This window comes from Campylobacter sp. CFSAN122748 (assembly GCF_045277125.1).
GTDB lineage: Bacteria > Campylobacterota > Campylobacteria > Campylobacterales > Campylobacteraceae > Campylobacter_D > Campylobacter_D jejuni.
Genome location: NZ_CP116953.1, coordinates 240711 through 264211, shown reverse-complemented (window position 1 = coordinate 264211; position 23501 = coordinate 240711). Strand labels below are relative to the sequence as shown.

At 30.2% G+C, this 23501-nt stretch carries 22 protein-coding genes and 3 pseudogenes; 14 read left to right on the top strand and 11 right to left on the bottom strand.

Features of this window, described 5'->3' with window-relative positions:
- The first annotated feature begins 192 nt into the window (after nt 1-192).
- Nucleotides 193-758: pseudogene (locus tag OT390_RS01415) on the top strand (FIST N-terminal domain-containing protein).
- The gene (locus OT390_RS01410) at nt 734-1270 is read left to right on the top strand and encodes an FIST C-terminal domain-containing protein (protein WP_032587478.1); all 537 of its coding nucleotides are present in this window, start codon (nt 734-736) and stop codon (nt 1268-1270) included. Before OT390_RS01415 ends, OT390_RS01410 begins: the two are co-directional and overlap by 25 nt.
- Before the next feature lie 57 nt (nt 1271-1327).
- On the opposite strand, the gene rplT is transcribed toward OT390_RS01410, so the two are convergent.
- A complete protein-coding gene (rplT, locus tag OT390_RS01405; protein WP_002851731.1) occupies nt 1328-1681 on the bottom strand; it encodes a 50S ribosomal protein L20 in 354 nt (117 codons plus the stop codon).
- A 93-nt stretch (nt 1682-1774) separates the two neighbouring features.
- Complete coding sequence (gene rpmI / locus OT390_RS01400) at nt 1775-1966, bottom strand: 50S ribosomal protein L35 (protein ID WP_002777995.1); 192 nt, start codon at nt 1964-1966, stop codon at nt 1775-1777.
- A gap of 158 nt (nt 1967-2124) precedes the next feature.
- Here rpmI and OT390_RS01395 point away from each other — a divergent pair, with 158 nt between their 5' ends.
- From OT390_RS01395 to OT390_RS01380, 4 genes and pseudogenes are all read left to right on the top strand, one after another.
- Nucleotides 2125-3291 (top strand): hypothetical protein, encoded by a 1167-nt coding sequence (locus OT390_RS01395; RefSeq protein WP_002860616.1) that lies wholly within the window; start codon nt 2125-2127, stop codon nt 3289-3291.
- A gap of 133 nt (nt 3292-3424) precedes the next feature.
- Nucleotides 3425-3825: pseudogene (locus OT390_RS01390) on the top strand (hemerythrin domain-containing protein).
- Between the two features lie 177 nt (nt 3826-4002).
- Nucleotides 4003-5184: a NifS family cysteine desulfurase gene (locus tag OT390_RS01385; protein ID WP_002859404.1), complete on the top strand. Its 1182-nt coding sequence runs from the start codon at nt 4003-4005 to the stop codon at nt 5182-5184.
- Nucleotides 5185-5193: 9 nt separating this feature from the next.
- A complete protein-coding gene (locus OT390_RS01380) occupies nt 5194-6165 on the top strand; it encodes an iron-sulfur cluster assembly scaffold protein NifU (RefSeq protein ID WP_032587475.1) in 972 nt (323 codons plus the stop codon).
- Nucleotides 6166-6187: 22 nt separating this feature from the next.
- On the opposite strand, the gene OT390_RS01375 is transcribed toward OT390_RS01380, so the two are convergent.
- Nucleotides 6188-8071 carry a mechanosensitive ion channel family protein gene (locus OT390_RS01375; RefSeq protein ID WP_002854654.1) on the bottom strand — a complete coding sequence of 628 codons (1884 nt, stop codon included), beginning with the start codon at nt 8069-8071 and terminating at the stop codon, nt 6188-6190.
- Complete coding sequence (locus tag OT390_RS01370) at nt 8071-8703, bottom strand: carbonic anhydrase (RefSeq protein WP_002854509.1); 633 nt, start codon at nt 8701-8703, stop codon at nt 8071-8073. Before OT390_RS01370 ends, OT390_RS01375 begins: the two co-directional genes overlap by 1 nt.
- 160 nt (nt 8704-8863) lie before the next feature.
- Here OT390_RS01370 and OT390_RS01365 point away from each other — a divergent pair, with 160 nt between their 5' ends.
- From OT390_RS01365 to OT390_RS01335, 7 genes are all read left to right on the top strand, one after another.
- Complete coding sequence (locus OT390_RS01365; protein WP_002851668.1) at nt 8864-9559, top strand: Bax inhibitor-1/YccA family protein; 696 nt, start codon at nt 8864-8866, stop codon at nt 9557-9559.
- 103 nt (nt 9560-9662) lie between these two features.
- Complete coding sequence (secG, locus tag OT390_RS01360; protein ID WP_002854650.1) at nt 9663-10034, top strand: preprotein translocase subunit SecG; 372 nt, start codon at nt 9663-9665, stop codon at nt 10032-10034.
- A gap of 9 nt (nt 10035-10043) precedes the next feature.
- Entirely contained in the window at nt 10044-10607 is a 564-nt protein-coding gene (frr, locus tag OT390_RS01355; RefSeq protein WP_074470918.1) for a ribosome recycling factor, read from the top strand.
- Between the two features lie 2 nt (nt 10608-10609).
- Nucleotides 10610-11218: an orotate phosphoribosyltransferase gene (gene pyrE / locus OT390_RS01350; protein WP_406611501.1), complete on the top strand. Its 609-nt coding sequence runs from the start codon at nt 10610-10612 to the stop codon at nt 11216-11218.
- Complete coding sequence (locus OT390_RS01345; RefSeq protein WP_002867136.1) at nt 11219-11641, top strand: RDD family protein; 423 nt, start codon at nt 11219-11221, stop codon at nt 11639-11641. It begins immediately after the preceding gene.
- 2 nt (nt 11642-11643) lie between these two features.
- Nucleotides 11644-12666: a ribonucleotide-diphosphate reductase subunit beta gene (locus OT390_RS01340; RefSeq protein WP_002860621.1), complete on the top strand. Its 1023-nt coding sequence runs from the start codon at nt 11644-11646 to the stop codon at nt 12664-12666.
- On the top strand, nt 12653-14026 hold the full coding sequence (locus OT390_RS01335; RefSeq protein ID WP_074470919.1) for a nicotinate phosphoribosyltransferase: 1374 nt from the start codon (nt 12653-12655) through the stop codon (nt 14024-14026). The genes OT390_RS01340 and OT390_RS01335 overlap by 14 nt, the downstream gene beginning before the upstream one ends.
- On the opposite strand, the gene OT390_RS01330 is transcribed toward OT390_RS01335, so the two are convergent.
- On the bottom strand, nt 13995-14543 hold the full coding sequence (locus OT390_RS01330) for a gamma carbonic anhydrase family protein (RefSeq protein ID WP_002851622.1): 549 nt from the start codon (nt 14541-14543) through the stop codon (nt 13995-13997). The two genes, OT390_RS01335 and OT390_RS01330, sit on opposite strands and share 32 nt — an antisense overlap.
- 88 nt (nt 14544-14631) lie before the next feature.
- On the opposite strand from OT390_RS01330, the gene OT390_RS01325 reads away from it, so the two are divergent.
- Nucleotides 14632-15261: a protein-L-isoaspartate(D-aspartate) O-methyltransferase gene (locus OT390_RS01325; protein WP_002851780.1), complete on the top strand. Its 630-nt coding sequence runs from the start codon at nt 14632-14634 to the stop codon at nt 15259-15261.
- A gap of 18 nt (nt 15262-15279) precedes the next feature.
- Here OT390_RS01325 and OT390_RS01320 read toward each other — a convergent pair whose 3' ends face one another.
- From OT390_RS01320 to OT390_RS01295, 6 genes and pseudogenes are all read right to left on the bottom strand, one after another.
- Nucleotides 15280-16467, bottom strand: a complete 1188-nt coding sequence (locus tag OT390_RS01320) for an aspartate aminotransferase family protein (protein ID WP_074470996.1) — start codon at nt 16465-16467, stop codon at nt 15280-15282.
- Between the two features lie 3 nt (nt 16468-16470).
- Nucleotides 16471-17316 (bottom strand): acetylglutamate kinase, encoded by an 846-nt coding sequence (gene argB / locus OT390_RS01315; protein ID WP_002864194.1) that lies wholly within the window; start codon nt 17314-17316, stop codon nt 16471-16473.
- 3 nt (nt 17317-17319) lie between these two features.
- On the bottom strand, nt 17320-17766 hold the full coding sequence (locus tag OT390_RS01310; RefSeq protein ID WP_032586642.1) for a GNAT family N-acetyltransferase: 447 nt from the start codon (nt 17764-17766) through the stop codon (nt 17320-17322).
- Between the two features lie 9 nt (nt 17767-17775).
- Entirely contained in the window at nt 17776-18804 is a 1029-nt protein-coding gene (argC, locus tag OT390_RS01305) for an N-acetyl-gamma-glutamyl-phosphate reductase (protein ID WP_002857251.1), read from the bottom strand.
- An 80-nt stretch (nt 18805-18884) separates the two neighbouring features.
- Nucleotides 18885-22348 (bottom strand): annotated as a pseudogene (vvfC, locus tag OT390_RS01300) (autotransporter serine protease VvfC).
- A gap of 41 nt (nt 22349-22389) precedes the next feature.
- Entirely contained in the window at nt 22390-23481 is a 1092-nt protein-coding gene (locus OT390_RS01295) for a DNA adenine methylase (protein WP_002857221.1), read from the bottom strand.
- Between the last annotated feature and the right edge of the window lie 20 nt (nt 23482-23501).

Sequence of the window (23501 nt, the reverse complement as noted above, 5' to 3'; positions counted from 1 at the left end):
CATCAAGCCAAAATTAATTATAGGCTTTGTGTCAATCAACTTAATCTAGCGATCATAGGAAATAAGATTCAAAATTCTATAAATGAGCAATGTGATATCATCTTAAGCAGTGCTACTGATTTATTATGCAACCTTGATTCTAACTCAAACATTGAAAACAGTCCTTATAAACAAAATATCCAAGGAATAAGCTTGATACTTTTTAGTGAAGATATGATAGAAAATCTTTGCACAAATAAAATCAAGCTTTTTAGTGATATAAAAGATTATACAGAAAGAAAAAAACTGATAGAAAAAGAAGTTTTATTTATAAATATACCTTTTGAAGCACACTGCATAAATACTTTGCATTATTTAATTTATGATGGTTTAAGTCAAAGCGAAAGTTCTCTTTTAGAACTTTTGTACAAACACAACCCCTATCCTTGTGCTTTAGTAGGGGGTGGGTCTAGCGGAAACATGGACTTTAGCGGAGCATTTATATTTTATAACGGAGAAATATTAAAAATCAAGCTTTAAGCATACATGTTCAATTTAAACCTAAATACCGTTTTAATTTAATGAAGTCTCAAAATTTCAATCCTCAAAGCAACATTACCTTTACCATACTTGATGTAAGCTTATATGATAAAACCGTACGCGAATTTATTAATAAAAAACCTTTCAATCCATCAACGCGGTTGAAGCTTTATGTAATTATTTTAACTGTACTTTTGAAGAACTTAAAAATAAAATGCAAGAATATACTTTTGCTTTAAAAATTGGAGAAGACTATCTTATTTCCCCTATGGAAATCAACCCAGATAAAACATTATTTAGTTATTGTGATATAGAAAGCGCTCAGGAATTAAGCTTGCTTAAAAAAACAAATTTTATTGAAGCTATAAAAAAAGATTATGAAAAATTTTCTCTTAATGAACCAAAACCACTAGGAGCAATTTTTAACGATTGTATCTTAAGAAGACTTCACAACAAAGAACATTTAAATCAAATCCATTTTAATGATTTTCCCATAGTTGGTTTTTCTAGTTTTGGAGAAATTTATGGAGCGGGAATTGCAAAAAGTTTAGTGGCAATATTTTTTTATGAAGTTAAAAATTTTAATGATTTCAAACCTAGATATTTAAAAACTTTCATACAAAAATACAGTGATTTTAAATACTATTATCTTAATATAAAAGGTCAAAAACTAGAAATGACAAATGAGATTAATAAAATAATCTTAAATCAACTCAAATGTTATGAAGATGTTCTAGCTAAATTAAATTAATACTAAAAAATTAAGAATTTCAAGAATCAAAAATCTTGAAATTCTTACACTAAAAAATTAAAGTGCTTTTTTTGCAGCCTCTGCAATTTTTGCAAAAGCAGCAGCATCATTCATAGCTAAATCTGCCAGAATTTTTCTATCAAGTTCAATACCTGCTTTTTTAAGACCATTGATAAATCTTGAATAACTTAAATCATTGAGTCTGCAAGCAGCATTGATACGCACAATCCAAAGACGGCGGAAGTCTCTTTTTTTACGGCGTCTATCACGATAAGCATAGACTAGACTTCTTTCTAGTTGTTCTTTTGCTTTTCTAAAATGTTTGCGTCGTCCACTATAAAAACCACGCGCTAATTTTAAAACTTTTTTATGTCTGCGGCGTCTAACAACACCTGTTTTTACTCTTGCCATTTTTATTTCCTTTCATAAAGTGGCGTCCAAATTTGGAGCTTGCCCTTGAAATTTTATCTCAGAGGGGAGTTTGAATGACTTTTAGTCAAAAACTTAAATTCCTAGCATTTTTTCAACAGCTTTTACATTTGTGCTATGCACATATTTAGCTGTGCGAAGATCACGCATTCTTTTTGCAGGTTTTTTAGTCAAAATATGACTTCTAAAAGCTGAGCCTCTTTTGATTTTATTTTTACCTACTTTGAAGCGTTTAACTGCGCTTTTAACGCTTTTCATCTTTGGCATACGCTTTCCTTATTTAGATAAATTTTTATTTTTCAAACTTTAAAAGAAAAGATAAATACTATCAAATTTTTTCTAATTTTTGACTGAATTTAATTTTTAAAAAACTTGGCACGCATTTTGCTTATAAAAAAATCAGCAATATTTTGGAAAGATTTAAAATGACTATAAATTCGGCAAATCCATATCAAAATTTAACCTTATCTAATCCTTTGCAGAATAGCTCTGCTCTAAATTTGATTAAAGATAGCAAAGCCTTAGATCAAAAAGGAAATGAAAATAGCTTAGAACAATTAAGTTATATTTTTAATAATATCACTTATGCTAGTGAATTTGGATTTAGAATCAATGAAGAAGGTTTTTTTGATAAAGATTTAAATAAAATTGCAAATATACCAGAATCTTATGATATCAACATTAAAAGCGTTAGAAGCATAGCGAAAGAACTCGCAAAACAAGATGAAAATTTAAACTACAATAAAATTGATCTACCTTATCTTTTAAATAGCTATCATAGTTCATTAAAATCTATAAATTCAGAATTTTTACAAGATGATAATGCTTATTTAAGTCGCGATCTTATTTCAAAACTATCATCAGGTTTTTCAACAGATAATGGAGAATTTTTAGGCCAAATTTCAAGAATTTACAACAATCAAGAAGAAATTGATTTGGCATTAAGTAATATCACAAATTTAAATACTTTAATGTTAGATAATAAAATAACTAATTTTCACTTTGATAAAGCCATAGAAAACACTTCTTCTAATGAAATTTTAAAACCTTATTTAACTAAAAATGCAGAAGTATCAAAATCTGGTCTTTTAATGAATTTTATCTACCATGATATAAAAACTCAAAACGAAAAAGAATTTAACTTTTTTATGAAACCTGCCACTTTAGAACTAAGCTCTCATCAAAATTTACAAAAAATTCTCAAGGGCGAAACAGATATAGAAGATTACATCAAAAAAGAAAATGAAAAAAAGATGAGTTTTGATCTTTATCTTTATGTGAATGGCGTAGATAAAAAAACAAGTACTCAAGATAAACTATCTGTATTTTTTCAACAATATATTAACTACCAAAAAGATATGGATTTAAGAGAATTTGCAAATTCAAGTTCAATATTTCAAATTTATATCGATCAAAATCGCAATGATTTTGATGCTCTTAAAAAACAATATCAAAACCAAAGTCAAGATACGCAAAGATTAGAAGAAGCAAATCAACTACGTTCTAGCTCTATAGAAAATTTTTTAGATCGTCGTCAAAAACAAGCAAATATAAATAAAATTTTAAACTCTTATATGTCTGTGATGGTTTAAAATAATTTTTTTAAAAATATATAAATTATAAATACTTTAATAATAATTTTTATATAATTAATTAATAAAATTTTAAGTATTATAGCATTATAATCCGCTCTCGAAAAATATAAATATAAAAGTACTCAAAACCATGATTTATAATGAAAAAATTATTTCAATGAATAATGATCTTTTAGATCATCAACATAAAGAACTTTTTGAAATTTCTAAAAACTCTCTTTAATGAACCAATGTCATGTTGGAACAAAAGAATTAAAAATTGTCTTAAGAGAGTTGTTAATAATGATCAATAGACATTTTTCAGATGAAGAAGCCTTTATGAGAGAAATAGAATATCCTTATATCAACCATCATACAAGAATTCACAGAAAAATTATCTTAGAAATTGAAGAAATTATCATCAGTGAAGCTAAATTTGTAAATATAATGACCGAAAAATTAAATCTCGTTGTTCAAGATTTTATCTTTAAACATACAGCCAAAGAAGATTCAAAAATAGTAAAGTATTACGAAGAAAAATTTAAGAAATAGTATTTCTCATTTTTGCTATATAAAATTCACAAAATATTTCACTTTAAAATTTTACTTTAGCATTTTATTTTTGTTATAATTTTTAACCTAATTTTTATAAATTTTTGTTATTATCCGTTTTTAAATAAAGATAAAAAATATCCTAATTAAAATTAAGGATAAATTAAGGATTTTAAAGTGAAAGTATATTTAGATAACAACGCAACGACAATGCTTGATCCTAATGCTTATGAGTTGATGCTACCTTTTTTAAAGGATATATATGGAAATCCAAATAGCCTTCATCAATATGGAAGCGCAACACATCCTGCTTTAAGAGAAGCTTTAGATAAACTTTATGCAGGGCTTGGAGCAAATGACTTAGATGACATAGTTATAACCTCCTGTGCGACAGAAAGCATTAACTGGGTGCTTAAGGGTGTGTATTTTGATCATATTTTAGATAGAGAGCGCAATGAAGTGATTGTTTCTAGCGTAGAACACCCTGCTGTTGCTGCTGCTGCTTATTTTTTAAAAAGTCTTGGAGTAAAAGTCATAGAACTTCCTGTAAACGAAGAAGGAGTTTCTACTGTAGAAGATTTGCGTAAAGTGATTAGCGATAAAACAGCACTTGTAAGTGTTATGTGGGCAAATAATGAAACAGGTATGATTTTTGATATTAAAGCGATGGCAGAACTTGCGCATGAATTTGGTGCTCTTTTTCATACAGATGCTACTCAAGCAGTAGGTAAAATAAAGGTTAATTTAACTCAAGTAGGAGTTGATTTTGCTTCATTTTCGGCACATAAATTTCATGGACCAAAGGGTGTGGGTGGACTTTTTATAAAAAAAGGACTTAAGCTTACTCCACTTTTACACGGTGGAGAACACATGGGTGGTCGTAGAAGCGGGACTTTAAATGTGCCTTATATAGTGGCTATGGGTGAGGCTTTGCGTATTGCAAATACTATGCTTGATTTTGAAGATTCTCATATACGCCGTTTAAGAGATAAACTAGAAGATCAAATTTTAGCCTTGCCTGATACAACAGTGGTTGGAAAAAGAGAACACCGTGTGCCTAATACAATCTTAGCAAGTATTAAAGGAGTTGAAGGCGAAGCAATGCTTTGGGATTTAAATAAAAATGGTATAGCTGCAAGTACGGGCTCAGCCTGTGCAAGTGAAGCTTTAGAAAGCAATCCTATTATGGAAGCTATCGGTGCGGAGCATGATTTAGCGCATACAGCTTTAAGGCTTTCTTTGTCACGTTTTAACACTGAAGAAGAAATTGATTATGCAGCAAAACAAATTAAAAATGCAACACAGAGATTAAGAGCAATTTCTTGTACTTATGCTTATAATCCAAATAATTACAAATAAGGATGAAAAATGGGAAAAAATAGTTTAATTGGTGGATCCATTTGGGATGAGTATTCACAAAAAGTTCAAGATAGAATGAATAATCCTCAACATATGGGAGAATTTAGTGAAGAAGATGCTAAAGCACGCAATGCAAAATTGATCGTAGCTGATTTTGGTGCAGAAAGTTGCGGCGATGCGGTAAGACTTTTTTGGCTTGTAGATGAAAAAACTGATAAAATTATCGATGCAAAATTTAAAAGTTTTGGTTGTGGTACAGCTATAGCAAGTAGTGATACTATGGTGGATCTTTGTATAGGAAAAACTGTAGATGAAGCAGTAAAAATCACAAATTTAGATGTGGAATTTGCTATGCGTGATAATCCAGAAATTCCAGCTGTTCCACCTCAAAAAATGCACTGTTCGGTTATGGCTTATGATGTAATCAAACAAGCAGCAGCGCATTATAAAGGTATAAGTCCTGAAGATTTTGAAGATCAAATTATAGTTTGCGAGTGCGCTAGGGTAAGTCTTGGAACTATTAAAGAAGTGATTAAACTTAATGATTTGCATAGCGTAGAAGAAATCACACAATATACTAAAGCGGGTGCTTTTTGTAAATCCTGTATCAAACCAGGCGGACATGAAAAAAGAGATTATTACCTTGTAGATATTTTAGCTGAAACTAGAGCTGAAATAGATAGAGAAAAACTCAAAAATACAATGAAAAGTGATGTAGCTTTTGATGAAATGACCGTAGTGGGACAATTAAAAGCAGTTGAAAGTGTTTTAGATGCTGAAATTCGCCCTATGCTTCATAATGATGGTGGAGATTTGGAAGTGATTGATATACAAAAGGCTGAAGGTGCAGCAATTGATGTTTATATTCGTTATCTTGGTGCTTGTAGTGGTTGTTCTAGTGGAAGTGGTGCAACACTTTATGCTATTGAAACAATTTTACAAGAAGAATTAAGTCCAAATATACGCGTTATGCCGGTTTAAAAAATAGCAAGATAAAATCTTGCTATTTTATAGCTTTTGCTTGCAAATCAAGGGGTGGTAAATTTTCTATATAAATACTACGACTTGGGAAAGCAAAGGTTAAACCATTTTTTTCAATTATACGCATAAACTCAAGCATTAAACTTTGTCTAGCTTCTCTAAAATCTTTTCCACCTATTTCTTTGATATAAAAATAAAGCTCTATATTAATACTACTATCTGCAAATTCACTTAAAGCCACATAACAAGCATTTTTATAGCCTTCTAAATCATTAATAGATACAAGATTTTGACGATATTTTGTTGTATGATCGCCATATTTTAATGCGCTATCCTCATCGTGAGCTACTAAATCACTTGTATGCAAAAATTCTCTTAGATCTTTTACACATTGTTCTAGTTTTTCAGGAGTAGCATCATAACCAACACCCAAATACATTCTAACATGGCGACCCATGCGTCTTTTGCTCCAATTTTTGATATTAGCTCCCATAATAGTTGAATTTGGTAAAAATACAAGACAATTATCAAAAGTTCTAATAGTAGTTTTTCTAAGTCCTGTTTCAACCACGGTTCCTTCTATGCCTGAAACCTCTACCCAATCTCCTTGATTAAAGCTATTATCAAAAAGTAAGAGTATAGAAGCAAAGAAATTTGCAATGATATCTTTCGCCGCTAAAGCAACAGCTAAACCACCAATTCCCAAAGATGCAATAATAGCCGAAATATTAAAACCAAGTTGAGCAAGAATATATAATAAAGCTATAATAATAATGACAAAATATAAAATTTTAATAATTAAATTTACAACTTCTTTTTTTCCACTTTTTTGAGCAAGTTTAGAAACCAATACCACGCCATAACCATCAAGCATTCTTAAAATAAGCCATGCAATTAAAACTGCATAAACTATATGAAAAAAATTACTTAAATTTACACTCAAAGGTGCAGGATAAGTTGCTATAGTAAGACAAAGAGAAATAGCATAGACAATCAACAAGAAGCCTACAGGTTTTTTAATATTCTCAATAAAAATGACTTTAATATCATCTACATCATTTTTATTTCTATAAAAAAACTGAACAAGGAAAAAATATACTATATTTGCAAAAAAACGTCTTAAAGATATAAAAAATACTAAAACCAAAGCAGAAATTACTATTTTTCCGATATTAACAAAACTTACCCCAATTGCCTCATTTATACGATCTATCCAAACTTGAAGCTCGAGTAATGAAAAAATATAATTACTTTCAAGCAAATCTGCATTTGAGCGTAAATACTTAAGAATTTCAGAATAAGAATCTACAGCATTACTGATATATCTTTCTTTTAGGGTAATTTTTTCTAATTCTTCTGAATTTGTAATTTTGCTTTTAAAACTATCTAAATTAACATTAGAAGAATTTTGTAAATTTTCCATTGCCTTATCAACAGTAGCAATCAAATCTTCACTGCTTGCTGTATTTTTAAAAAGTTTTTCCAATTCAAACAAAGAAGAATAAAAACTTTCCACAATATTAAAATAAACTAGATTAAGAGTGGCATCTGTATAAATATAAGGCTTATTAATATTCTTTTTTTGAACATCTAGTAATTTTTCTTTTGCTTTTAAAAATCTAGCCACTGCCTCTTCATTAATCTTTTGTCCTACTATCATATCGGGTATTTTTGCTAAAATAGTCTTTTTGTCTTTTTCAAATTCACTTAAAATACCATTAAAAGTGCTTGAATTTTCATCATTGTTTTTCTTAAATTCTTTAATTTGATTGTTAAGATCAACATATTTTTCAACTAAAGCATAAATTCCTTCATCCTCTTTACTAATATTTGCATCAATAAATTTAAATTCTTGTGCTCCAAGGTATAAAATAAAAAAACATAAACTAAAAATAATTTTTTTCATTAAACTTTCCTATCCTGTATTAAAGTAAAAATTTTTGCTTTAAAATCATACTCATAAATTTCACCTGTCTCTATAATATAATACCAAGCATGTACTTCTATTTTTCCTTCATCTAAAGCTTCTTGCACGCCTGGATAAGTAAGTATATTTTGCAAAGAATTTACTAAATTTAATTTTTCTGTAAGCCATGAACGCATAGCCAAATCGTCTCTTGCAAAAATCATTACATCTTTTTTTATCGGATCTAACATAGTAAGCCATTTTTTCACATTAGGAATTTTATTTAACTCTTCATCAGAATAATAAAGAGCATTGCAACCTCCACAATTACTATGGCCACAAACGACGATATTTTTAATATGCAATGAATTTAAAGCATACTCTATTGCTGAAGTTGTCGCTAAGTAATCTTCCCCAATACGATAAGGTGGAACTATATTTGCAATATTTCGTATTACAAAAAGCTCACCTGGACCCGTATTGGTGATCAAATTTGGAATTACTCTAGAATCGGAACAACCTATAAAAAGAGTATGGGGATTTTGCTTATTTTTTAGACTTTCAAAAAGTTCTTCATGCTCCTTAAAGTCTTCTTGCATAAACTTAATCGCCCCACTAATAAGATTTTCCATAAAACCAACCTGAAACTAAAATCTTGAAATTATAACAAAATTTCAGCAAAGATTTCATTTAATCATAAAGATATTATATAAATTAACTTTTTATTTAGTCTAATATGTTAGATTTCGCTCAAGATTTTAAAAAATCTAACAATTTTGCAAGGAGAATTTTATGAGTCTTTATGATAGAGACTACTCAAGATCAAAAGAATTTGAAAATACACGCTCAAGCGAATTAAGTATTTTTATTAAACAAACTTATCAACTTTTTGCTGCTTCATTATTAGCTGCAACAGTAGGTGCGTATGTAGGAATTTTTGCTTTAGCATCATTTTTTATACAATCACAAGTAACTTTTTGGATCCTTTTTGCTGTTGAAATCGGACTTTTATTTGCTTTGCAATGGAAAAAAAGAGAGGCTCCATTAAATCTTGTTTTGCTTTTTGGTTTTACTTTCTGCTCAGGTTTAACGCTTACACCTTTGCTTATTTCAGTGTTAGCTCTACCAGCTGGAGGAATTATCATCGCTCAAGCTTTTGCTTTAACAACAGTTGCTTTTGCAGGACTTAGTGTATTTGCTATGAATACAAAAAAAGATTTTACTGTTATGGGTAAAGCTTTATTTATAGTATTAATCGTTATTGTAGCAGCATCTTTACTAAACCTTTTCTTCCAAAGCAGTATAGTTAATCTAGCTATTTCAGCAGTAGCTGCAATATTATTTTCATTTTACATTCTTTATGATACGCAAAATATTATCCGCGGAAATTATGAAACTCCAATCGAAGGTGCAGTAGCACTTTATCTTGATTTTGTTAATCTTTTCGTATCTTTACTTAATATCTTAAGAAGCTTCAATAGCAGATAAATTTTTGTGGGATTTTTCTCACAAAAACTTTTCAAGTTTCAAAACTTTTCAAGTTTTATTTAGCTAAAATAATCATTTAAAAATTAACTTTTAGGAATTTTCAATGATCACTCTTTTAATCATTTTACAATTTATCATCGTTGTAGTTATTTGTATAGCAGTTTTACTTCAAAAAAGTTCAAGTATAGGACTTGGAGCTTATAGTGGAAGCAATGAAAGTTTATTTGGCGCCAAAGGACCAGCTGGATTTTTGGCAAAATTTACCTTTGTTATGGGAATTTTACTTATTGCAAATACTATTGGTCTTGGTTATTTATACAATAAAGCTAGCAAAGACTCTCTAGCAGAGAAAATTAAAGTAGAAAACAACAATACTACTATTCCAAGTGCTCCTATTGTGCCTGCTACCCCAAACACAAATTCTATCGCTCCAAGTGCACCACAACTTCCAAGCGATGTTAATTCAAGTAAATAATTAAAGGAAATGATAATGCTAAATGAAATTTTTAACAAACAAAAAACCCAAAGTGAAAAATCTTTAGAAGCCTTAAAAAAAGACTTCACCACTTTAAGAACTGGAAAAGTTAATACCCATATTTTAGATCATATTACAGTGGATTATTATGGAACTCAAACTCCTTTAAATCAAGTAGCAACTGTTTTAGCAAGTGATGCTTCAACTATTAGCATCACTCCTTGGGAAAAACCTTTACTAAAAACCATAGAAAGCGCTATTGCAGCTGCAAATATCGGTGTAAATCCAAACAATGACGGCGAAAGTGTAAAATTATTTTTCCCTCCGATGACTAGAGAGCAAAGAGAAGAAAATGTAAAGCAAGCTAAAGCTATGGGTGAAAAGGCAAAAGTTTCTATAAGAAATATACGCAAAGATGCCAACGATGCAGTTAAAAAACTAGAAAAAGATAAGGCAATAAGCGAAGATGAAGCAAAAAAAGCTTATGATGAAGTGCAAAAACTTACCGACGCCTACACAATAAAAATTGATGAGAGTGTAAAAAGTAAAGAAAGTGAACTTTTAAAGGTTTAACGATGAATTTAGAGCAAATTTATAAAGGTTGTGGTGCTTATTTAGAAGGGCATTTTTTACTAAGTTCAGGTAAACATTCGCAATTTTATCTTCAAAGTGCAAAAGTTTTAGAGAATCCAAAATTAGCAGCAAAACTTTGTGATGAACTTGCAAAGATTATTGCAAGCTATAAGATAAAATTTGATAGCATTTGTTCTCCTGCTTTAGGTGGAATTTTAGCAGGTTATGAGCTTGCGAGAGCTTGTAGTAAACGTTTTATCTTCACTGAAAGAGTAAATAAAGAAATGACTTTAAGACGTGGTTTTGAGGTGAAAAAGGGTGAAAAATTTATAATTTGTGAAGATATCATTACTACAGGTGGTAGTGCTTTAGAGAGTGCAAAAATCATTGAAAGTTTAGGTGGCATTGTTGTAGGTTTTGCAGCATTGGCAAATCGTGGTTTTTGTGCAGTAGAAAATTTAAAATCTCCAAGAAAAGATAATGCGAAATTACCTGAAAATTTACCACTCTTTACTCTAGGAAATTTTGAATTTGAAATTTACGATGAAACAAATTGTCCACTTTGTAAAAAAGGGAGTAAAGCTATAAAACCAGGAAGCCGTGGAAATTAAATGAAAACTAAAGCAAAAATTAGCTCTAGATGGCTAAGATTTAGAGCTTTGCTTATAGATATTTTTCTTATTTATATTCCTATTTTGTATTTATTTTATTTTCTATTAGGCTCTAAAGAAGCTTTTTTAAACAACCATTTTATCACAACTTTATGTACTTTTTTATTTGGCTTGATTCAAGCTATTTTTTTAACAAAAAAGGCACAAAGCCCAGGTCTTAAAGCATATGATTTATATCTTATTGATATAAAAACGGGAAAGAAACTAAGTTTTCTTAGAATTTTACTAAGATATGTGATATTTATTATAAGTTTTGGCTTACTCTTTGGTTTATTTGTCAGTTTTGTAAGAAAAGATCGTTTAAATTTACACGATATTTTAACTCAAAGTTGTATAGCTACTAAAAGCATAAAGAAAGGTTAAAAATGCAAAGAAAAAGAATTTACAATCCAAGTTCAAACGAAACCCTAGGAGATCGTAAAATTTTTGATGGTAACCCACATGGAATTTTAAATTTCACTAAGGCAAAATATACCTGGGCTTTAAAACTTTGGGATTTAATGGAGGCAAATACTTGGTTTCCAAAAGAAGTGGATACAACTAAAGATGCACTTGATTATCGCTGTAATTTAACTGTAGGTGAAAAAAGAATGTATGATTTGGTTTGGAGTCAGCTTATTTCTATGGATAGTTTTCAAACCAATAATTTAGCAGATAATATCAACCCTTACATCACAGCTCCTGAAATCAATGCGGTTTTGGCACGCCAAGCTTATGAAGAGGCAAACCATTCAAAATCTTACGCTGTTATGGTAGAAGCGATTTGCGATAATACAGATTTGATTTATGAAATGGAAAAGCATGATGAAACTTTGCGTGAAAAAAATGACTTTATTTCAAGCATTTATGAAGAATTAGCAGGCGATGTAGATGATAATAAACTTCTTTTGGCTATGGTGGCAAATCAAATTTTAGAAGGAGTATATTTTTATAGTGGTTTTACTGCCATTTACGCACTTGCACGTGCAGGAAAAATGCTAGGTTCAGCACAAATGATCCGCTTTATCCAAAGAGATGAAATCACACATCTTTTATTATTTCAAAATATGATCAATTCAGTACGCAAAGAAAGACCTGATTTATTCCATGATGAAAATATCAATAAAATTTATGATATGTTTAAAAAAGCTGGAGATCTTGAGATCAAATGGGGTAAATACATCACTCAAAATCAAATCATGGGCTTTACTGATGATATCATAGAAGAATATATCCATTATCTTGTAGATCAAAGATTAAGCGCGATCAATTTAGATAAGTTATACAATGCAAAACATCCTATTAAATGGGTAGATGATTTTTCAAAATTTAACGATCAAAAGAGCAATTTCTTTGAAAGTAAAGTAACGAATTATTCTAAGGGTAGTATAAGCTTTGATGACTTCTAAAACTTCTTTAACCTTGCTTTGTGATTTTTATGAATTTACAATGTCTCAAGGCTATTTCAAAAACAATAAAAAAGATCAAATTTGTTATTTTGATATATTTTTTAGAAAAATTCCAGATTCAGGATCTTTTGCTATTTTTGCAGGTCTTGAAGATATTTTAGACTTTGTTGAAAATTTGAGTTTTGATGCAGAAGATATAGAATTTTTAAGAAAACAAGGTATTTTTGATACAGAATTTTTAGATTTTTTAACTAACTTTAAATTTAAGGGTGAAATTTATGCTATGCGTGAAGGAGAAGTGATTTTTCCAAACGAACCTTTGCTATGTATTAAAGCTACAACCATAGAAGCACAGCTTTTAGAAACTTTTTTACTTTTAAGTTTAAACCACCAAAGCCTTATTGCTACCAAAACCAATCGTATCGTGCGTGCAGCTAAAGACAGTAAAATTTTAGAATTTGGTTCACGCAGAGCACAAGGAAGTGAAGCAGCCTTAAAAGGAGCAAGAGCAGCTTTTATAGGAGGTTGCATAGGAAGTGCTTGTACTTTAGCAGGAAAAATTTATAATATCCCTATCAATGGAACTATGGCACATTCTTGGGTGCAAATGTTTGAAAATGAACTTGAAGCTTTTAAAGCTTATGTGAAAATTTATCCAAAAAATCCTGTTTTTTTGATCGATACTTATGATTGTCTAAATAGCGGACTTAAAAATGCGATTAAAGTTTTTAAAGAATTTGATATTCAAGAAGGCGGCGTGAGAATAGATTCTGGAAATTTACTTGAGTTGAGTTTGAAAATCAGACAAGAACTTGATCAAGCAGGACTTCAAAAATGTAAAATCATAGTTTCTAACGCACTTGATGAATGGAGCATTAAAAAACTCAAAGAACAAAATGCACCTATTGATATCTTTGGTGTAGGTGAAAGATTGATCACTGCTTCAAGTGACCCTATTTTTAGTTGCGTTTATAAACTCGCAGCCTTAGAAGATCAAGGCATAAAACCTAAAATCAAAATCAGCGAAAATAACGAAAAATCAACCCTACCTCATTTTAAAAAGCTTTTTAGGGTTTATGATAAAAACACGCAAAAAATCCTTTTTGATGAGCTTTATGTTTTTGACGAAAACCCAAATCAAGATGAAAATTTAGAACGCAAAGAACTTTTAGAATTAGTCTACAAAGAAAAAAGACTTCTTAAAAAGTCATCTTTAAATACTATTCAAGATTATACAAAAGAGCAAATTTCAAAACTCGATGAGAGTTTTTTAGATCTTGATCGTTTTGTGAAATTTGAAGTAAAACTCTCGCCTAAACTTCAAAATATCACTGAAGATCTTTTAAAAACTCGTTTTTAAAATCCACATAATTTAAAGCGGATTGTTTTAGAAAGCTGACTTCTTCATCGTTTAATTCACGCACAAATTTTGCAGGATTTCCAAGTATCAAAGAGCGTGGCGGAAATTTTTTACCCTTTGTTACAACGCTTCCAGCACCCACTATGCTATCTTCTTCTATCAAAGCATTATCCATGATAACAGCATTCATTCCGATTAAAACACGATTTTTTATCACACAAGCATGGATAACGCAATTATGTCCTATAGTTACATCATCTCCTATTATTGTAGGAAAACCAGCATCTTTTAACTTTCCTTTTTCATCAAATTCCCTATGCCAAACATGAACTGTGCTAAGATCTTGAATATTGGTTCTTTTGCCAATTTTTATAAAATTAACATCGGCTCTTAAAACACAATTAAACCAAATACTACTTTCATCTCCTATTTCTATTTCTCCTATGATTTTAGCGCCCTCTGCAACAAAAACATTTTGACCTAGTTTGGGACTATGATTTTTAAATTTTATAAGCATTTTTTTCCTTTTTATTTAAGTATAGCTAAGTTTAACTCTATTTCAACTTTTTTAGTTACAATTTTTATTTAAATTTATAGGAGAAGTAATGAACGCATTTGAACAAAAAAGATGTCAAAATATGGCTGAAGAAATTGCACAAAAAGTTTTTATCAATGAAGAGCTTTTTAATGCTTTTTGTCAAATTCCGCGTGAAATTTTTTCTCCTTTAAAAGCCCATGCTTATCGCCTTGATGCTTTGCCTTTAGCAAATTCTCAATGGATTAGTTCACCTTTAACTGTAGCTAAAATGACTATGGCTTTAGATTTTAAAAATGCTGATAGTATTTTAGAGATAGGTTGTGGAAGTGGCTATCAAGCTGCGATTTTAAGCAAAGTCATAAGGCGTGTTTTTACCATAGAACGCATAGAAAATTTAGCCAAAAAAGCCGCTCAAACTTTCAGAGAATTAGAACTTTTTAATATCAATGTAAAATTTGATGATGGACAAAATGGCTGGAAAAATTATGCTCCTTATGATAGGATTTTATTTTCTGCTTATGCGACACAAATTCCTGAAATTTTACTTGATCAATTAAGCGATGACGGTATTTTAGTCGCTCCTATTTTACACAATGGCAAACAATTCATCACACGCCTTAGAAAAAATGGCACAAATTTACAAAAAGAAATTTTAGAAGAATGTTTATTTGTGCCTATAGTAGATGGAAAAGAATAAATTTTTTTACAAAATTTATTAAAAACTCTTTAGAGCCTTTCTTAACTTTTCACTCATTTCATCAATATGTTCTTTTTGTAAAATCAAAGGAGGTAAAAATCTCAAATCATTCTCCCCGCAACTTATTAATAAAAGTGCATTTTCTTGACATTTTTGAATGACCTTAGCTACTTTTACACTTTTATCAAGACTCAGCCCTTGCATAAACCCTAAGCCTTTGCGTTTTTTACAAAAATCAAATTCATTTATCAACTCATCTAAACTTTGCTCTAAATAAGGCGTGAGTTTATTGACATTTTCTAAAATTTTTTCTTCTTTAAAAATTTCAAAAACTGCATTCACTCCTGCACAAACTAAAGGATTTCCACCATAAGTACTACCATGATCGCCTGCTTCTAAAGAATTGCTTGCTACCTTTTGATTTATTACAAAAGCACCCACACTAAGCCCACAACCTAAGGCCTTAGCTGAAGTCATGATATCAGGCAAAATTTGTGCGTGCTCATAGGCAAAAAATTTTCCACTTCTACCCATGCCACATTGAATTTCATCAGCGATTAATAATATATCTTTTTCATCGCAAAGCTTTCTTAAGGCTTTGTAAAAATCTTTATTTGCAGGATTTATCCCACCTTCTCCTTGCACGCTTTCTAAGATAATGGCACAAGTTTTTTCATTCACCAGTTTTTCAACGCTTGAAATATCATTATATTTTGCAAATTTAACCCCTGAAATTAAAGGTTTAAAAGGCTTTTGATATTTTTCATTAGCAGTAAGCGATAAAGCCCCTAAAGTACGCCCATGAAAAGAATGCTTAAAAGCGATAAATTGTCCACCCTTAATACCTTTGTTAAAGGCGTATTTTCTAGCTGTTTTCATCGCTCCTTCTATACTTTCTGTACCAGAATTTGTAAAAAAAACACGCTCTAAAGCACTAGCTTTGGCTAAATTTTTAGCTGCAGCGGCTATGTTTTCATTATAATATAAATTGCTAGTATGTAAAAGTTTATCCACTTGAGCTTTGATTTTAGCATTAAATTTAGCATGATTATATCCTAAAGCACAAACACCTATACCACTTGAAAAATCAAGATATTTTTTAGCCTTATCATCAAAAAGATAAACCCCCTGCCCTTTTTCTAAAACTATATCAAAACGCTTATAAGTAGGGACAATATGACTTTGTTCTTTATAATCCATTTTCATCCTTTAACCCACCAAAGTGCCTATACCTTCATCGGTAAAAAACTCAAGCAACAAAGAATGTTTCACACGCCCATCTAAAATATGTACCTTTTTGACTCCATTTTCACAAGCATCAATGCAAGATTTTAATTTTACATGCATACCACCTTCTATTTTAGGAGCTAAAATTTTAGCCTGTTCAAGGCTGATTTTAGAAATTAAAGAATTTTTATCATTAAAATCCTCATAAAGCCCTGCAGTATCAGTTAAAAAAGCAAGTTTTTCAGCCCTTAAAGCCTTAGCGATCGCACAAGCTGCGTCATCAGCGTTGATATTATAAGTATTAAAATTCTCATCCATGCCAATAGGAGCAATGATAGGTAAAAAATCTTTTTCCAAAAGCTCTTCTAAAATTTTCGAATTTACCTTTTGTATCGTGCCAACAAAAGCTAAATTTTCATCTTTTTTCACACATTCTAAAAGCGCGCCATCTTTACCACAAAGCCCTATGGCTTTAACTCCTAAATTTTGCAAACTATGGACTAAATTTTTATTGATATGATTTAAAACCATGCTGGCTACTTCAATAGTGGCTTTATCACTAACCCTAAGACCGTTTTTAAACTCACTCTTTACGCCTAATTTTTCACACATAGCAGAAATATCTTTTCCCCCACCATGTACAATAATAGGCTTTAAACCCACGAGTTTTAAAAGAGCTATATCTTGCATCACGCAATGCTTTAGCTCTTCATTTTCCATAGCTGATCCGCCGTATTTTATAAGTATAATCTTAGAATTAAATTTGCGTATATAAGGCAAAGCTTCGATTAAGACATTGGCTTTTTCTAAATATTTTTGCATGATCATTCCTTAAGCATTAAAGCTAGTTTGATTATACTCATTTAAAGAAAGATCGTAATAATTCGCATCCTCTCTTAAAGTAAAACCATAATGTTTCCAAAACTCATTGCCTAAATCATTGTTTTTAAAAGCGATCAGGGCGATTTTATTGATTTTTTGAGCTTTTAAAGCCTCAAGACAAAATTTTGTCATCTCGTGCGCTATGCCCTTTTTTCTATGATCTTTATGTACACATACATGATAAAATCCTCCTGTGCGTCCATCATGCCCGCAAAGTATACTTCCTACAATTTCTTCATCAATCACTGCTACAACGCTAAGATTTGGGTTTCTATCTAAAAAATTTTCTATATTTTCTTTGCTATCATCAATGCTTCTTATCCCAAAGCCTTTTATCTTACACCAAAGCTTATAAACGGCTTGATAATCGCTTTTTTGCATAGCTCGTATTAACATTTTTATCCTTTACAAATTTGCAAAGAATTTAAGTCCTTCATCTTCATCAAAATCAAACATTAAATTCATATTTTGAACAGCTTGTCCTGCTGCACCTTTGATTAAATTATCAATAGCACCAAGCACAATAACACGCTTTGTGCGTTGATCTACACTAAAATTTATATCCGCAAAATTGCTTGATTTAACCCACCGAGTCTGCGGAAGCGACTGCGGCGGTAAAAGCCTTATGAATTTATTGTTTTGATAGTATTTTGTATAAATATCGCGTATATCTTGTTCTTGCAAATCCTCTTTTAAATTTGCATAAGCACTGATTAAAATTCCTCTTTGCATAGACACAAGATGAGGGGTAAATTGTAGAGTGATTTTCTTTTTGGCTGCATAGCTTAAATGCTCTTCAATTTCAGGAGTATGGCGATGCAAAGCTAAATTATAAGCTTTGATATTTTCATTAACTTCACAAAAAAGATTTTCCACCTTTGCACTTCTTCCTGCTCCACTTACTCCACTTTTTGCATCAATAATAACTGAGCTAAAATCAATGATCTTTTCTTTAAAAAGCGGATAAAGACTTAAGATAGAACAAGTGGTATAACAACCTGGATTTGCCACTAAACTTGCTTTTTTTATCTCTTCTTTATAAAGCTCACAAAGTCCATAAACCGCATTTTGCAAAAGCTCTTGATTAGGATGAGTGAATTTATACCAAAGCTCATAATCTTTAGGATTTTTAAGACGAAAATCCGCACTTAAATCAATGATTTTCATCTTTTTTAATAAATTCTCATTTAAAAGTTTAGCACTAAATTCATGCGGAGTAGCCAAAAACAAAAGATCAAGTTCAAGTTCATCTAAATTTTTATTTTCAAAACATAAATTTAAAGGGGTGTTAGGATAAAGATCTTGATAATTTTGCCCCACGCTAGAACTCGAACCCAAATAAGAAATTTCAACCTTGGGATGATTAAGCAAAATGCGAACAAGTTCATTTCCCGCATAACCGCTCGCTCCTAAAATCCCAACTTTTATTTTCATCTTTATCCTTTAAATGTAAAAGCAAGTATTATAAACAAAAAAGCTTAAAATAAAAATACAATTTTTAAATTATTTTTTATTTAAAAACTATATCTTAAATTAGCATTTGCACTCCAATCTACATTTAAATCGCCAAAAAATGTCTTTTCAAATTCAAAACTAAAGCGTGTTTTATCGTTAAGCTTATAATCATTTCCTAAATTTATAAACATTCTTTGATCTTTTTTCCTTCATATCTTCTCTGACTTGCTTGATCCTCCAAGATTTGATCTCCTGCTTTAATCGGATCCGCATACAAACCAAGTCCTGTTCTAAAATTTAAATTTTAATTTTGACTTCCTATGAAAAATGCTGTTTTTACGACTAAAGGAATATAAGAAAATCGTTTTAAACTAGCAATATCTCCTTTTAGATCCATAGCTCCTACATAACCACTGATAAATTCCAAACTCGGCTCAAGATAAAATTTATCATAAGCTTTTCTATAACCTAACTCAGCACTTAAGATAATATTATGCGAACCATCATTATCATCTAATCTACCTTGATTTCCTGGAATAAAATTTGCATTTATTTCATTTTGATAATAAATATATCTAAAACAAAATCACTATAAAAACCTTACTCCACTGTAAAGCTCGAAATTCGAATACTCGTTTAATTTATCATGTCCGCTTTGAATTTCAAAGTATTTTCCACTATTATACTCATCACTCGTACCCCATCCAAAAGTTCTTAACCATACACCACTTTCATAAGGATTATTGCGTAATTCCCCCATTCTTTTATGCATATTATTCCACTCCTATCATGGAGCCTAAAATAGCTTGAGCAAGTATAGATTTAGTTTTTACAATAGCTTGAGTATTATCATTAGTAAAAAAATATTCATCTTTAATCTTAGAATCAATTTTTTCTAAATTCCACTCTGGGCAAAATTTTCTTCATTATGAGAAAAAACAACATTTGGGGTATACGTACTAAAACCTTGCTCACATTTGGCATAGTAAAAAATTCCTTTGTTAAATGTTTATTTTCATCTTTTAAATGAGCTAGTAAGATATTTAAACCCGCTTTTTACTAGGATTATTAAGAAAAATTAATACTAAAGTATTATTTACTCCTTGTGTGCTTTCCTTAGAATTAATATAATCTGCTTTAGAATTTTCAAAATCCGCATTGATTTTAAATATTGTATTATTTGCACTTAATTTTTTTGCATCAACTTTCCTATAAATAGCACTTTTTTCTACTTGAAGATTGCTCATTTATATATGAGACTCAAGCAAAGAATCTTTAATCGCAAGATTTTTTTTGCGTATCATTGATACCTTTGATATTACCACTAAAAAATGTGTTTTGCAAAGTAACATCAGAATGATCAAGATTTAAATTTACACTAAAATAAACCTTTTCTATCTTAGCATTTTGGGTATTTTAAAGCTTTTGCTCAAAAGCCATTTCTTTGCCAACTCCTGTTTATACAACATCTCCATAAGAATAATCATCAGTCTTATCAATAATATTTTCCCCATCTTTTTCATCGATCCACAAATTTTTACTTCCAAGCTCTATTTTGGAATTTTTAGCATTAAGGTTTTCTACTTTTAAGCTTACATTACGCCCTAAATAAAACTCGCTTTTTTTCTAAATTAAGCTCTTTTAAAACAAAAACCCTATCTTCCCAATCTTCTTGTGTAAAACTTACAGGCTTAGTTAAAGCACTTAAACCATGTTCTTGAAGTTTTTTAGCTTGTTCTTTGCTTACATAAGCGTGTATTCTAGCATGTCCTTGAAAATTTAACTTGGCATTTTCTGTCCTAAAAACACCTTCTTTATTGTAAATATTACCATCAAAAATCAAAGCTTTGTCTGTATTGGCACTCATTGTTACAGCTTCATCTGAAAAGATATTGCCATGATAAAGATAATCTTGCTTGTTTTCTAAATTTAAATGTATTCCTGATTAAGAACTTGTGATAAAAACATTATTAGAGTCAGTTTTAATTTGATCAAAATTTAATGTTAAGCCTGATAAATCCAAAGTTCTGCCATTCATATAAATTTCGCCAAAACTTCAACCTTCACCCTCAAGACTTACCTTGGTCCTCACCCATTCTAAGTCCTGTATCCACACTTTGACTTTTGACAACAAGCTCTCCTTCACCCATTTTATAAAGAAAATCATCTTTTTTGGTTTTAACATTATATTCTACCTTGAACCCTTATCAGCATAAATTCCGCCATGTATAAGCCATTTATCGCCTGTTATTTGCCAATTTGAATTTTTATCAAATTTAAAACACTAGCGCCTAAATCCACATCGCTATTTAAATTTATACTTCCATTTTGAGAAAAATACAAATCCTTGCTATTTTGCATTTCTTCAATTCTCTTATCACAATTATTTTTATCATCAAAAGAATTTTTATAGCTTACATAACCCACATTAGTCTTAGAAATCAAACTTACATTTTCTATTTTTTTACCATCTTTCACCAAACCATCGCTACTAAGTGTATAAGTTCCAGATCCTATGGCTACTTTATGAGCATTTTAAAATTCATTGATCTTTACTTGATTGATCAAAGCATAATCAACCTGTAAACAAGTATATCCATAGTAAAATGGACATTACAATTACTCGTACTTACCACACCCACTAAATACCATTTTTATCCATCTTATCATAAACATAAACTCCACTTCCAGAATCCCAGGATATTGAAGAACTTGTAAAAGAATTTCTTTTATCATTGGTATAATTAAGAAATTGCAACTTAAAACGCTTATCTTCAGTATTTTTAGGAGTTAAACTGACAAAACCTCCTAAATTGATTTCATTAGAATCAAAAATCTTAATGGGTACTTTATTTGTATCTTCAAAACCTAAAGCTACAATACCACTTCCCTCTCTTGCAAAGTACTCATAACGCGAACTATCAAAAAGCTTGCCTTTACCTTTTGAATAATCACATTTTCCACTTTGACAACTATCCCAAAATGGATCCTTGTATTCATAAATATCTCCACCATCGCCAGAATTTTTTTCAATAAGATTTAAATCTTTACTCAAATTTGCACTTTTATTGAGACTAATCTTACTCATTTTTAAAACAGCAAAATCCACATTTTCTTTTTTATAAGTAAAATTATCACTTGAGCTTACGATTCTATTTGCTACCCCTCCAAAGTGTAAAACACTACCTTGTTTCACATAGCCTTTATCTACTTCCCAGTATTTAAACTTGTACTCATATGAGAAGCGCTGACTATATAAGATTGTCCTATATTGGTAAATTCTCCTTGGAATTTTCCTCCACGATTTGAAGTAGAAAAATCAATCATAGGCACATTAAAAGAGATATTTTGACTAGGATTTTTTGCTAAAATTTAAAAGCCAATTTGACCTACTTGAAATTTGCCTTTATTACTGGCAAAATCAAGATATTCTTGAAAATAACTTTGGATCAATAGCTGAAGCAAAAAGATAGTTAGAAAAACCAAATGCCATTAATGCACAAAAAGATAATTTTAGTTTCATAAATCCCTCCTCATTTTTAAGTGCAATTTTAGCACGAAAAACTAATTTTTAACTAAAATATAAAGTTGCTCATGAAGATGGATGTTGCGATTTTTAAGATTGCGAGAAGCTCTAAAAGTATTATATTTTTGCTCTAAAATCCGGCATTTTCCAAGAGTGCTTAAGCGCTTTAAAAAAATTTCTTTTTTTACAAAACCTTCACAATTATAAGAAAGTAAAATCACTCTTGCTTTTAAATCATTAATAAGTTCAAATAAAGCATCTTGGGCAAATTTTGACTTATTAAAAGTACTGCGGTTCCAATCCTTTGGAATGCCACTGATTTTAGAAATTTCTTCAGGTTTTTTATAATTTGCAATTAAATTTAGCATAAAATAATTAGAACTATAAGGGTGCTGATTATAAGGGGGGTCAAGATACACTACATCAAAAAAATCAAGTTCTTTTGCAAGCATGTTTGCATCCTTTTGCATCACTTCAAATTCACAAGAAAAATTTGAAAAAATAGGCATTTTAAGCTCTATTTCTCCTTTAATGCGTTTAAGTGCATTTTGTCCTTCGCCACCAAATTTTCCGATGCCATCCTTACCCTTATAAAAACCTTTAAAAACTCCGCTAGTATTTGAATGAACACTGGCTTCATAAATCAAAGGAGCTATAAAGAAATGCCTCAATTCTTTTGGAATTTCATTTTCGATTTTTTGCCTTATAGTATCAAGATATAAAGCATTTTTAAAAGTATAAAAAACCCTTTCATTTTTTTTAATATCATCATCATCTTTTGGAGCATAAAGCTCACTGATAAAACCTTTTTGAAAATCTAAATTTTGGATTAAATTTTTATAATACTTTTTTATATTTTGAAGTAAATCTTTGTCTTTATTAGCAAGATAACACTCATTGATGAGTTTTGAATAATCTTCTAAATCATTGGCTAAAATATAATTTGAGTGTGCTTTTGCAAAACGACTTACAACACCTGAGCCACTAAATATATCACAAAAACTAAATTTATCTTTACCAAGTTCTTTTTTAGCTACCTTAAAGCCATTATTTAAAAAACTTAAAAGTGCTCTTTTATTTCCAAGATAAGTTATAATTTGCTCTTTTAAAAAAGAAGGATTTTCTTTCAAAATTTAAAACCTTTAAAAGC

Bases quoted from the DNA above. Each gene is read 5' to 3' on its own strand.
- OT390_RS01395 (WP_002860616.1), top strand. From the start codon at position 2,125: ATGACTATAAATTCGGCAAATCCATATCAAAATTTAACCTTATCTAAT.
- OT390_RS01320 (WP_074470996.1), bottom strand. From the start codon at position 16,467: ATGAAAATGGATTATAAAGAACAAAGTCATATTGTCCCTACTTATAAG.
- OT390_RS01380 (WP_032587475.1), top strand. From the start codon at position 5,194: ATGGGAAAAAATAGTTTAATTGGTGGATCCATTTGGGATGAGTATTCA.
- rpmI (WP_002777995.1), bottom strand. From the start codon at position 1,966: ATGCCAAAGATGAAAAGCGTTAAAAGCGCAGTTAAACGCTTCAAAGTA.
- OT390_RS01410 (WP_032587478.1), top strand. From the start codon at position 734: ATGCAAGAATATACTTTTGCTTTAAAAATTGGAGAAGACTATCTTATT.
- OT390_RS01345 (WP_002867136.1), top strand. From the start codon at position 11,219: ATGAAAACTAAAGCAAAAATTAGCTCTAGATGGCTAAGATTTAGAGCT.
- secG (WP_002854650.1), top strand. From the start codon at position 9,663: ATGATCACTCTTTTAATCATTTTACAATTTATCATCGTTGTAGTTATT.
- OT390_RS01310 (WP_032586642.1), bottom strand. From the start codon at position 17,766: ATGTTAATACGAGCTATGCAAAAAAGCGATTATCAAGCCGTTTATAAG.
- argC (WP_002857251.1), bottom strand. From the start codon at position 18,804: ATGAAAATAAAAGTTGGGATTTTAGGAGCGAGCGGTTATGCGGGAAAT.
- rplT (WP_002851731.1), bottom strand. From the start codon at position 1,681: ATGGCAAGAGTAAAAACAGGTGTTGTTAGACGCCGCAGACATAAAAAA.
- pyrE (WP_406611501.1), top strand. From the start codon at position 10,610: ATGAATTTAGAGCAAATTTATAAAGGTTGTGGTGCTTATTTAGAAGGG.
- OT390_RS01375 (WP_002854654.1), bottom strand. From the start codon at position 8,071: ATGAAAAAAATTATTTTTAGTTTATGTTTTTTTATTTTATACCTTGGA.
- OT390_RS01330 (WP_002851622.1), bottom strand. From the start codon at position 14,543: ATGCTTATAAAATTTAAAAATCATAGTCCCAAACTAGGTCAAAATGTT.
- OT390_RS01325 (WP_002851780.1), top strand. From the start codon at position 14,632: ATGAACGCATTTGAACAAAAAAGATGTCAAAATATGGCTGAAGAAATT.
- OT390_RS01365 (WP_002851668.1), top strand. From the start codon at position 8,864: ATGAGTCTTTATGATAGAGACTACTCAAGATCAAAAGAATTTGAAAAT.
- argB (WP_002864194.1), bottom strand. From the start codon at position 17,316: ATGATCATGCAAAAATATTTAGAAAAAGCCAATGTCTTAATCGAAGCT.
- frr (WP_074470918.1), top strand. From the start codon at position 10,044: ATGATAATGCTAAATGAAATTTTTAACAAACAAAAAACCCAAAGTGAA.
- OT390_RS01370 (WP_002854509.1), bottom strand. From the start codon at position 8,703: ATGGAAAATCTTATTAGTGGGGCGATTAAGTTTATGCAAGAAGACTTT.
- OT390_RS01340 (WP_002860621.1), top strand. From the start codon at position 11,644: ATGCAAAGAAAAAGAATTTACAATCCAAGTTCAAACGAAACCCTAGGA.